At 72.8% G+C, this 9005-nt stretch carries 7 protein-coding genes; 2 read left to right on the top strand and 5 right to left on the bottom strand.

Going from position 1 to position 9005, the window contains the following annotated elements:
* Positions 1–23: 23 nt before the first annotated feature.
* Positions 24–563: an ATP-binding protein gene (locus tag GA0115233_RS08465; protein WP_093719491.1), complete on the bottom strand. Its 540-nt coding sequence runs from the start codon at positions 561–563 to the stop codon at positions 24–26.
* A 186-nt stretch (positions 564–749) separates the two neighbouring features.
* Positions 750–1073, bottom strand: coding sequence for a hypothetical protein (locus GA0115233_RS08460; protein WP_093719490.1), 324 nt, complete (start codon positions 1071–1073; stop codon positions 750–752).
* Between the two features lie 326 nt (positions 1074–1399).
* Here GA0115233_RS08460 and GA0115233_RS08455 point away from each other — a divergent pair, with 326 nt between their 5' ends.
* A complete protein-coding gene (locus GA0115233_RS08455) occupies positions 1400–2524 on the top strand; it encodes a PLP-dependent cysteine synthase family protein (RefSeq protein ID WP_093719489.1) in 1125 nt (374 codons plus the stop codon).
* Between the two features lies 1 nt (position 2525).
* Here GA0115233_RS08455 and GA0115233_RS08450 read toward each other — a convergent pair whose 3' ends face one another.
* Both GA0115233_RS08450 and GA0115233_RS08445 read right to left on the bottom strand, forming a co-directional pair.
* Positions 2526–3002, bottom strand: coding sequence for an SRPBCC family protein (locus tag GA0115233_RS08450; RefSeq protein ID WP_093719488.1), 477 nt, complete (start codon positions 3000–3002; stop codon positions 2526–2528).
* A 53-nt stretch (positions 3003–3055) separates the two neighbouring features.
* On the bottom strand, positions 3056–3883 hold the full coding sequence (locus GA0115233_RS08445) for a DeoR/GlpR family DNA-binding transcription regulator (RefSeq protein WP_093719487.1): 828 nt from the start codon (positions 3881–3883) through the stop codon (positions 3056–3058).
* A gap of 290 nt (positions 3884–4173) precedes the next feature.
* Here GA0115233_RS08445 and GA0115233_RS08440 point away from each other — a divergent pair, with 290 nt between their 5' ends.
* Entirely contained in the window at positions 4174–6507 is a 2334-nt protein-coding gene (locus GA0115233_RS08440; protein ID WP_093719486.1) for a hypothetical protein, read from the top strand.
* Here GA0115233_RS08440 and GA0115233_RS08435 read toward each other — a convergent pair.
* Positions 6477–8918: a right-handed parallel beta-helix repeat-containing protein gene (locus GA0115233_RS08435; protein WP_093719485.1), complete on the bottom strand. Its 2442-nt coding sequence runs from the start codon at positions 8916–8918 to the stop codon at positions 6477–6479. The genes GA0115233_RS08440 and GA0115233_RS08435 overlap by 31 nt on opposite strands.
* Positions 8919–9005: the final 87 nt, after the last annotated feature.

Raw genomic sequence — 9005 nt, 5'->3', positions numbered from 1 at the left:
CCCGGCTCCCCCTCACCGCCCGGTCAGCCGGCAACGGCCGACCGGGCGGGAGTGCGTTCGGGCCGGCGCAGGTCGACACGCGGTCCGAGATCCGTGAAGACGTGGCCGGGCTTGTCCAGCGCCGCCCGCCGGGGCGGACGGGCCGCCGCGCGTGCCGACGCCGGGGTGGGCAGGGTGAACCACACGACCTTGCCCGACTCGCCGTCCGGCCGCACGCCCCAGCTCTCGCTGACGGCGGCGACCATCGCGAGGCCACGACCGCAGGTCGCGAGCGGGGCGACGGCCTCGATGTCCTCCACGACCGGCAGACGCGGGTCGCGGTCGCGCACGGAGACCATGAGCCGGTCGAGCAGCAGCTCGATCTCCACGGTGCACGTCTTGTCGGGCTGGGCATGCTGGTGGACGTTGGTCAACAGCTCGGTCACACCGAGCGCCGCCCGGTCTATCAAGGGATCAAGATGCCAGTAGCGCAACTGCGCTGAAAGGATTCTGCGGACCTGGCCGATCCGCGACGGCAGGGCTTGGAGCTCCACCGTGCAGTGCCTGCTTGGGTGACTGATCACGGCTGCGACTCCCCGACTTGAGGTCCGGAAGAACACGGGATTCGGATCGATCCAGCAAGATGCCCTCGTACAGCGGCCGCCTGCTGTCTTGGCCGGCGGGCTGGTTCGCAGCGTTATCGCCGGTAAACCCTGAGTGACGTGAGACCAGCGTGACGCAGGGGCCGCGATGCCGCAACTCGCCGTACGTCAGCGGTTACGCCCCGCCGCCTTGCGCACCGCCTCGATGAACCGGCGTGCCGCGGGCGGACCGGGCTCGCCCGGCGCCGGGTCGTGGTCGCCCAGGGTCAGCAGGTACCGCTTGCCGTTGAGGTCGGCAAGAGCCTTGTCCTCCGGGGCGAACCAGGGCTTGGACGCGCGGACCGCCTGCACCGGCGCACTGTCGATCTCGGTGCCGTAGCTGGTGAGCAACTCCAGCCGCCCGCCGCTGATCCGGACCTTTCCGGCCCGGGTGAGCGAGCGCAGCCGCTTCCCGATCCGCACACCCGTGGCCGTGAACTCCGGCTCCGCCATGTCGCCCCGCCCCCTTGTGCGTGTCGGTCTGCCGGAACCCCAGGGCCTGAGCGGGCGAGGTCCGGCACGTGTCGTGATCCAGTGTGCGCCCTCGGTGCAGTCTGCCCGCACCAGGCGTCGTGCACCAGTGCGTACGCCGTGTGGGGCGCCCGGGGCCGGAGCACTCGGCCGAATGCGCCCCCTCGGCGCCCTCCGGCCTTGTCCCCAGGGTGGTCTTTGAGGCGCTCAAAGGTGTGTTTATGCAGGTGAGAAGCGTGTGCAAGGTGTCTATGATCGGGGCGTCGGCCGCGCCGGGCACCCTCGGCGCGCAACCTTAGGAGTCCGTCGTGAGCACCACCCACCAGACCCGGACCGGCGCAACCCTCGACGTCGACCACACCGACGTCGCCTATCGGAGCTGGCTGAAAGAGGCGGTGCGCAAGGTCCAGGCGGACGCCAACCGCTCGGCCGACACCCACCTGCTGCGCTTCCCGCTGTCCGAGCGGTGGGGGATCGACCTGTACCTGAAGGACGAGTCCACCCACCCCACCGGAAGCCTCAAGCACCGCCTCGCCCGCTCGCTGTTCCTGTACGGGCTGTGCAATGGCTGGATCCGGCCGGACCGCCCGGTCATCGAGGCGTCCAGCGGCTCGACGGCGGTCTCCGAGGCGTACTTCGCCAAGCTGATCGGCGTGCCCTTCATCGCCGTCATGCCGCGCACGACCAGCGCCGAGAAGTGCCGACTGATCGAGTTCCACGGCGGGCAGTGCCACTTCGTGGACGACCCGCGCACCATGTACGAGGAGTCCGCCCGCCTCGCGGTGGAGACCGGCGGCCACTACATGGACCAGTTCACCTACGCGGAGCGGGCCACGGACTGGCGCGGCAACAACAACATCGCCGAATCCGTCTTCCGCCAGCTGGAGTTGGAGCGCTACCCGGAACCCGCCTGGATCGTCGCCACGGCCGGGACGGGCGGCACCTCCGCGACCATCGCCCGGTACGTGCACTACATGCAGTACAACACCCGCATCTGCGTGGCCGATCCGGAGAACTCCTGTTTCTTCGAGGGCTGGACCACCGGCGATCCGGACGTCACCTGCGACTGCGGCTCCCGGATCGAGGGCATCGGACGCCCGCGCATGGAACCGAGCTTCGTGCCCGGCGCGATCGACCGCATGATGAAGGTCCCGGACGCGGCGAGCGTGGCCGCCGTACGGGCACTGGAGCAGGCCATCGGCCGCAAGGCGGGCGGCTCCACGGGAACCGGACTGTGGAGTGCCCTGAAGATCGTCGCCGAGATGGTGGCGGAGGGGCGGCAGGGCAGTGTGGTGACCCTGCTGTGCGACCCGGGCGACCGCTACCTGGACAAGTACTACTCGGACACCTGGCTGGCCGAACAGGGACTGGACATCCAGCCGTACACCGAGGCCATCGACTCCCTGCTGACCACGGGCGAGTGGCGGGACTGACTCAGCCCTTCGCGAGCCGCCGGTCCAGCGCGGTCACCGCGTCCCGGAACGACCGGCCCAGACCGGGCCGCGCCGCCCTCAGCAGGCCCCTGAACGGCGCCGGTCCGTCCGCCGCGAACGTCCAGCGCACCCGGGTGCCCGTCCCGGCCGGGTCCAGGCGCCACTCCTCGACCAGGGCGCGCAGCCCCGGCGTGTTGGTCGCGTCGACCCGGTAGGCGTACCGTTCGGGCCGGTCCGCCGCGAGCACGCTCTCCGTGAACCGCACGCCGCCCCGCAACCGGATCAGTCGCCCCGGCGAGCCGCCCTCGACCGGCTCCGCCCGCGTCACCGCCGCGAACCAGTCCGTCCAGCCGGTCACGTCGTCGGCGAGGGCGGTGAAGACGGCGTCAGGAGGCGCGGCGATCTCGCGGGCGAAGACCAGGCGTACCGGAGCGTTTTGCACGAAGTCGAGTTCTTCGTGCCGCAGTTGGCGGAGCATGGACGCAACCCCCTTCGGCGATGGCCGGAGGTGTCACCCTAGCTGACGCCGCGTCAGCTGTCTGCGGCGTCCTCCGGCTCGCCCGCCACGATCAGCCGCAACTGCTCCGACACCTGCGCCCGCGCCTCGGCCGACAGTCCGCGGTCCGTCACCAGGGTGTCCACCTGGTTCAGCTTCGCGAACGAACTCAGGCCCACCACGCCCCACTTGGTGTGGTCGGCGACCACCACGACCCGGCGCGCCGACTGCACCAGACGGCGGTTGGTCTCCGCCTCGGCCAGGTTCGGCGTCGACAGACCGGCCTCCAGCGATATCCCGTGCACGCCGAGGAACAGCACATCGAAGTGGAGCGCCGCGATGGCCTGGTCGGCCACCGGGCCCACCAGCGAGTCGGACGGGGTGCGCACCCCGCCGGTCAGCACCACCGTGGCCGCGCCCTGGCGGGGGCCCGAGGTGCGCTGCGCGACATGGAAGACATCGGCCACCCGCACCGAGTTGGTGACCACGGTCAGATCCGGCAATTCCACCAGCTGGTGCGCCAGCGCGTACGTCGTCGTACCGCCCGACAGCGCGATCGCCGCACCCGGCGCCACCAGCTCGGCCGCGGCCCGCGCGATGTCCTCCTTCGCCGTCAGCTCCAGACCCGACTTGGCCTCGAAGCCCGGCTCATGGGTGCTCGCCTCGACCACCGGGACGGCGCCGCCGTGCACCTTCTCCAGCACGCCCTGCCGGGCCAGCGCGTCGAGATCGCGGCGCACGGTCATGTCCGACACGCCGAGCTTGCGGGTGAGCTCGTTGACCCGGACCCCGCCGCGCCGCCGGACCTCGTCCAGGATCAGGGCGCGCCGCTGCTCCGCGAGGAGGTTCTGATTCTCACTCACGTACGCTCCGGTTCCTTTCCCTCGCTGCTCCGCCCGCCCCGCGCGCCCGCTCCGACGAGGCGGTTTCTCCCCTGGCCGGTGCGCGGACGTCCCATCCTCGCACGCCGTACCACGGCACGCGCCACCGACTTCCCCGACGCGCGCATGTCACTCTCGCATCATCGGGCCCCCGCATGTCACCCGGATCGGGGAGATTCCGTGACGAGAGGTGTGAGCAGGCCGTCCAGCGGACATCCTGGAGCCCGCACGGACACAAGCCGATGGCTCGTCACGGGGGCAGGTGCGAATCAGTGGAGCGCGCGCCAGAACGTGCCGGGGCCGCCCCGAAGCGGCCCGAGCAAGCCGACATCGCCCTGGAACTCCTGGTGCACGGAGTGGGCGGCACGACCCCCGAGGCGATGCTCGGCGATCCCCGCACCGAACGGATCACCGGCGACGACACCGCCGCCGTCTTCCGCCGCGCCGACGACGTGGACGCCGAGTCCCGCCCCGAGGACTACCGGGACCGCCCGGTCCCGGAGGCGTACGTCTGGTGCAACCTCACCTCCGGCAACGGCGCCCGCGCCCTGTGGCTGCTGCTCCTGCCGTTCATGGTGGTCAACCTCGCCCACTGGATGCGCCCCAGCGCCCGCGGCCGCACCCGCGTGGTGCGCTGCTACGGCCTGCTGGTCCGCCTCGCCGGACTCACCCTGACCGTGCTGCTGGTCGCCGCCGTCTGCGAGGTGGCCCTCGACCTCACCGCCTGGCAGTGCGCGGGCATCGAGGCCTGCGCCGCACGCCACTCCTGGCTGGGCTTCCTGTCGCCCGACGTGTCGCACCACGGCTGGTGGAGCGTGCCCGGTCGCCGGCTCGCCCTCGCCGCCCTGGTCCCGGCCGCCCTCACCGGCCTGCTCTGGTACCTCTCCCACCGCACCTGGAGCGCCTACGAGTCCCAGGAGCCCCGCACCCATGTCCGGGAACCCGAGGAGACCACCGACCGCACCGCACTCGGCCGCCCCGGCTTCTGGTACGGCCGACGCCTGGTCGCCCGCCTGCGCGCCGCGCACACCGCCGCGGGCCTGCTCACGGTCGCCGCCGCGGTGGGCCTGCCCGCGGCCCGCTTCGACCACCGCCTCGGCGGCCCCGCCGCCCTCGACCTCCTCGGCCGCCTCCTGGAGGGCCTGCTGCTCGCCGCCGCGGCCGTCGTGGTGGGGGTGGTCTGCCGCCGGGGCCGCAGCGAGAACCGCCTCGACCAGCACCTCGACAACTCCCTCGTACGGTGGCTCCCGCTCGGTGCCCTCGTCCTGCTGACCCTCACCCTGGTGTACGCCGCCTGGGAGCGCCCGAAGTGGGCTTCCAGCGGCCGGCTGCCCGGCGACGAGACCTTCGGCGCCATCGCCTTCGTCCAGGGCCTGCTGGTGATCACCCTCGCCGTACTCGCCCACGTCCTGCACCGCACCCACCCCGACCCGCGCGCGGCGATGCGGGGCCTGGGCGGACCCGCCGTCGCCCTGCTGGCCTGCGCCCTCGGCGGGGTGATGTCCGGCGGCGTCGCCCAGCGCGTCGCCGACTGGCTCGACGGCACCCGTACCGCGATGCCCGGACCGCCGGTCCTGCTCACCTGGCAGGCCTCCGTGATCCCGCCCCTGCTGGTGCTGGTCCTGCTGCTGTGCGCGGGGCTCGGCCTGCGCACCTGGCGCCGGGCCCGCGCCGAACGGGACGCCGTGGAGCGCGACTACCCCGGCGAGCCCCTGGACAGCACGCGCAGCCGCCGTATCGCCCGCACCCGCGCCCTGGCCGCCCTCACCGACCGGGGCCCGCTCCTCGTCGCCGTCGTCTCCACCTCGACCCTGCTCCTCGGCGCCGGAGCACTGGTGGGCGCGCTCACCACCGACGAGACCCCCGCCGACGCCGGTGACCGGGCGCCCGCCTTCGTGCAGGGCGCCGCCGAGACCGCCCAGGCCCTCGGCTCCTGGCTGATCGGCCTCGGCTTCATACTGTTCGTCACCTGGGGCAGACGCGCCTACAAGGACGCCTCCGCCCGCCGCACCATCGGCATCCTGTGGGACGTCGGCACCTTCTGGCCGCGCGCCGCCCACCCCTTCGCACCGCCCTGCTACGCCGAGCGCGCCGTGCCCGACCTGACCTGGCGGATGGCCACCTGGACCGAGGCCACCGGCGGGCGGCTGGTGCTTTCCGGCCACTCCCAGGGCAGCGTCCTCGCCGCGGCCGCCGCCTGGCAACTGGAGCCGGCCGTCCGCAAACGCGTCGCCCTGCTCACCTACGGCTCACCCCTGGAGCGCCTCTACGGCCGCTGGTTCCCCGCCCACTTCGGCCCGGCCGCGCTCAGCGCCCTCCACCACGACGTGCACTGCTGGCGCAATCTGCACCGGCCCACCGACCCCATCGGCGGACCCGTGCGCCTCACCGGCGCCTGCGGCCCCGAAGTGGACCGCCCCGCCCTCAAGGACCCCCTCGCCTACGGCCGCACCGAGCGGCACCCGCTGCCCGCGCCGATCCTCGGCCACTCCGACTACCAGGCCGACCCGGCCTTCGCCGAGGAACGCGAACACCTGCTGGCCCGGCTGCGGCCCGCACTGCCCGCCCCGCGCGCTCAGGACGACTCCGGCAGATCCTCCGCGTAGAGCAGCGTCAGATCGTCGGTGGTCGGCTCCTCCACCTGCGCGACCCGGCTCGCGTGCCGCTCCACCATCGCCTCGAACGTCTGCCGCGCCGTACGGCCGTTGCCGAACGCGGGCCCCTTCGGCAGCTCCGTGAAGTACTTCAGCAGTGCCTCGGCGGCGCCCGGCGCCAGCCGGTACTCGTGCTCCTCGGCCTGCTGCTCCACGATCCGCAGCAGTTCCTCCGGGTTGTAGTCGCAGAAGGTGATGGTCCGCGAGAAACGTGAGGCCACACCGGGGTTGACAGACAGGAAGCGCTCCATCTCCGCCGTGTAGCCCGCGACGATCACCACCACCGCGTCCCGGTGGTCCTCCATCAGCTTCACCAGGGTGTCGATGGCCTCCTTGCCGAAGTCCCGGCCGGAGTCCTCCGGTGAGAGCGCGTACGCCTCGTCGATGAACAGCACCCCGCCGCGCGCCCGGTCGAAGGCCTCCTGGGTGCGGATCGCGGTGGAGCCGATGTGCTCGCCCACCAGGTCGACCCGGGACACCTCCACCAGATGACCCTTCTCCAGCACCCCGAGCGAGGCGAGGATCTCGCCGTAGAGGCGGGCGACCGTCGTCTTGCCGGTGCCGGGGGAGCCGGTGAACACCAGATGCCGCTTGACGGAGGCGGCCTTCAGGCCGGCCTGCTGGCGCCGCCGCCCCACCTCGATCATGTCGGTGAGCGCGCGCACCTCCCGCTTGACGCTCTCCAGGCCCACCAGCGCGTCCAGTTCACCGAGCACGGCCTTGGAGGTGCGCACCGGCCTTTCCGGCTGCTCGGACGCGATCAGCGGTTCCTGTTCGGTGCTGCGCTGGCCGGGGATCGCGCCGAGCAGGCCCGGCGACTGGCTCGCCGTCTGCACGGCCGTCTCGCGCGGGGCGGCGGGGGAGCGCACACCCGCGCTCTCGTCGCTGGTGCAGTCCTCCACCACGGGCCCGGTCCCGGCGTCCGCGTCCGGGCCGCCGTCGGCGAACTCGTAACCCCCACGCGCGCAGCGCTCCGTACGGCACTTGCGCAGCGTCGTACGGCAGCCGTCGATGACATGGAAGCCGTAGCCCTGGCTGCCGGTGACGCGGCAGCCCAGGAAGCTGCCCCGGCCGCCCGCCGACACGTAGAAGCCGGCCTCCGCGGGGGATTCGACCGTGCACCGCTCGACGGTGGGGTCGGCGCCCTTGGTGACGATGACGCCGGTCTGCACGCCGTCCAGCGTGCAGTTGGCGAGCGTGCCGCCGCTGCCGTGGTCGCGGAACCAGGCGCCGGTCGCCGCGTCGCGGATCCGGCAGTCGTCCAACTGGGCGGTGGCGCCGTCGCTGACCGAGACCGCGGTGTTGCGCACCTGTGTCAGATCGCTGTCGACGACATCCGCGCGCGAACCCCGGTCGAGCACGAACAGGGCGTCCGGCACGTCGTGCACCCGGCAGGAGTCCAGGACGGCGGTGGCGCCGTCGCTGACCCACACGGCCGGGTAGTCGCCGGTGCTGTCGAAGAGTTCGCACTGGTTGGCGTCGACCCGGGTGCCCGGGTCCCACACCGACAGGCCGTTGCGCCCGAACTGACGCACCGTCGTGCGGGTCAGCGTCAGTACCGAACGGGAGCGCAGGTCGACCGCGTTCTCCGGGATGTCGTGGATACGGCAGTCGGCGAGTGTGAGCACCGCGTCCGTGTCGAGGGTGACGCCGTCCGCGGTGGTGCGGTGCACATCGCAGTCGGTGAGGTGGCCGGTGGCCCGGCCGGTGATCTGCACCCCGCTGCCCCGGACCTCGTAGACCTCGCAACCGACCGCCTCCAGCGCGGAGTTCTCCCCCGTCGCGGTCAGCCCCGAGCCCGAGGCGTGGTGCACCCGGCAGCGCTCCAGGCGGGGGTGGGCACCGCCGCGGACCGCGACCCCGGACTGTCCGGCCGAGACGACCTCGCAGTCCTCGAACACCCCACCGCCGCCGTCCACCACGGCGATACCGATGCCCGCCGGATTGTCGACGGTGCAGCGCCGCACGGTCGGGCGGGCGTCGCCGCGCACCTCGATCCCGGCAGCGGAGCGGGTGACGACCCGGATGTCCACCAGCTCCGGTGTGCCCTCCTCCACCAGCACGGCGGGTGCCGCCGCGTCCTGGCCCTCCACATGCAGGTCCTGGATCACCGCCGAGGCCCGCACGGTCAGCGGCACTCCGTCCGGCGGGGCGATCCGCACCGAGCCGGGGGCGCCCTCGGGACCGCGCAGGGTCACCGGGCGCTGCACCACGAGGTTCTCCCGGTACGTACCGGGCGCGACGGTGAGGACGTCACCGTCCGCCGCGGCCTGAAGCGCTGCGGCGAGCGATGCGTACTCACCCGTGCGGCGCCGCCACCGCGACGTGCCGGTGTGCGTCACCTGGACCGTGCCCTGTGCCATGGCGTTGCTGTGCCCCCACCTCGGTCGTACTGATGGCTCGTCGCCTCCAAGGCGCTCCGGTCACCCCCGGAAGGCCTGTGCGCTCGG

Source organism: Streptomyces sp. DI166 (genome assembly GCF_900091315.1).
GTDB lineage: Bacteria > Actinomycetota > Actinomycetes > Streptomycetales > Streptomycetaceae > Streptomyces > Streptomyces fuscus.
Note: the sequence above shows the minus strand (reverse complement) of the source record. Positions and strands in the feature narration are given on the sequence as shown.